This is a genomic window from Micromonospora sp. NPDC005413, from assembly GCF_040606435.1.
In the GTDB taxonomy this organism is placed as follows: domain Bacteria; phylum Actinomycetota; class Actinomycetes; order Mycobacteriales; family Micromonosporaceae; genus Micromonospora.
Genome location: NZ_JBEXEV010000078.1, coordinates 1 through 1847, shown reverse-complemented (window position 1 = coordinate 1847; position 1847 = coordinate 1). Strand labels below are relative to the sequence as shown.

Genomic DNA, 1847 nt, shown 5'->3' with positions numbered 1-1847 from the left:
CCACCACCTCCCAAGAATCGTTGGGAGACAGCCTGCCCGACACGTCCTCAGCACCGACGGATTACACGATCAACGTTCAAAGACGAGGCACTAGCCAACAGGCCAGACAACTCCACCGCGTCCAGGCCGGGAATCTCGCCGACCTTGCGCACCTTCTGCACATCGGTGAAGAACAAGTGCATGCAAACCCCGTGACCGATCGACGACCATGCCAATCACTCAACGGAGCCAGGGCTAGAGAGATACGAGTCGATCCTCAGCTGAGACACGTACGTGTGTCTGGAGAACCGTCCCACTTCGGCTCGTATGCCAGACCCGACGCCTCAGGTACAGCGTCAACGGCCTTCGCCAGCATCGGCGTGAGCGGCGGACGCAACCCCTCGTTGGTGCCGAGACGCCGGCCGTCTGGAGTCACCGCAGAACCGACCCACGACATCGGACCCGAATTTCGCTCACCCCCTCTCACATGGTTGAGGGGCGCACAGGGGTGGCGCTGGAAGATGCCGAACGCTCGATGGCGGTAGCGGAACGATAAGCAGCACGAGGTCCGCCGGATGCGCCCAACTCGTGCTCGCACGCCAGCGAAGCGCTTCGAAGTTTCGTAGCTGCTTCCTCACCCTTCACAAACACGCCCTTCGATGGCCATGATCGTCAGAGACGGTTGCCGTCCACCCCACTGCCGAGGAGGCCCCATGCGGGTAACCCGAGTCCCAGCCCGTTTCCCACGCGTCACGCGTCACGCAGCCGCAGTCGTCCTCGCCGCGCTCGTCGGCGCCGGCCTGGTCGGAGTCAATGCGCAGCCGGCGTCGGCCACACCTCCCGGGATCCCGTCGAAGGCGACAGCCCAGTCACAGCTCAACTCCCTGACTGTGGCAACCCAAGGCTCGACCAGCGGCTACTCGCGGGACCTGTTCCCGCACTGGATCACCATCAGCGGTAGCTGCAACACCCGCGAGCAGGTCCTCAAGCGCGACGGCACCTCCGTCGTCGTCGACAGCTCCTGCTCCGCCACCTCGGGCCGCTGGTACAGCCCCTACGACGGCGCGACCTGGACGGCGGCCTCCGACGTCGACATCGACCACGTCGTACCCCTCGCCGAGGCGTGGCGCTCGGGGGCTAACTCGTGGACGACCAGCCGCCGGCAGAGCTTCGCCAACGACCTCACCCGCCCACAGTTGATCGCAGTGACCGATAACGTCAACCAGTCCAAGGGCGACCAGGATCCCTCCACCTGGCAGCCGCCCCTGTCGTCGTACCGATGCACCTACAGCAAGATGTGGATCACCGTGAAGTACAACTGGGGCCTGACCCTGCAGACGTCGGAGAAATCCGCCCTGCAGAGCATGCTCAACACTTGCAGCTCCTAACCACGATCCCGGCTCACGGTCGGCGGCCCTTGTGGCCGCAGACCGCAAGCCGGGCGCTACGCCTGCTGCGGCGGGGGGCTGTCGGGCTGCTTGCGCCACTGGCCGCCCGCATCAGCAGCCAGGGGCGCTTGACCATGACGAGGGCCTCGTCCTCGGTGTCGAGCTTCCACCGCAACACCCGGCCCGTCTCGCTATCGCCAGCATGGGCGGTGACCTTCCGCCTGACCTCCCGGGTCAACCACACGTCCCGGCGGCCCAGGCACCCCCAGATCCCGTCTCAGGAGAAGCTGCACGGGCGGCCAGTATTGGCCGACGGAGGCTACCGCGGCAAACCCATAGGTGATCATCCCGTACCGCAAGCCTGCCGACGGCAGCGATCTGCCAGCCTAACGACCTCGTGCACGGTTGCGAGTCCTTGAGCATCGATGATCGTTGTTGGCATCATGGTTGGTGCTGCGATCATGATGAACCCTCGGATGA

Annotated in this window: 1 protein-coding gene; it reads left to right on the top strand. The window is 65.1% G+C overall.

Going from position 1 to position 1847, the window contains the following annotated elements:
* Positions 1–692 precede the first annotated feature (692 nt).
* Positions 693–1367, top strand: a complete 675-nt coding sequence (locus tag ABZS37_RS32650) for an HNH endonuclease family protein (protein ID WP_355175452.1) — start codon at positions 693–695, stop codon at positions 1365–1367.
* Positions 1368–1847: the final 480 nt, after the last annotated feature.